Here is a 203-nt window from a genome sequence, read left to right on the forward strand (position 1 = left end):
GGTGTTGGACGTCTCGGGCTTCTCGACCGCCAACGGCGGCGCAATCGTGCAGTGGAGCGACAACAACAGCACCAACCAGCAGTTCCGGTTGGCCGACTCCGACGGCGGTTACGTCCGGTTGATCAATCGGAACAGCAACAAGGTGATGGAGGTGCAGGGCGCCTCGACCGCCGACGGCGGAAACATCGTGCAGTACGACGACT

General features: G+C 62.6%; 1 protein-coding gene. It reads left to right on the forward strand.

All coding sequences use genetic code 11. From position 1 onward, the window contains the following. The coding region (locus IF22_RS33535) for an RICIN domain-containing protein (RefSeq protein ID WP_036412956.1) at nt 1-203 on the forward strand (203 nt) is incomplete at both ends.

This window comes from Micromonospora parva (genome assembly GCF_000718515.1).
GTDB classification, from domain to species: Bacteria; Actinomycetota; Actinomycetes; order Mycobacteriales; family Micromonosporaceae; genus Micromonospora; species Micromonospora parva.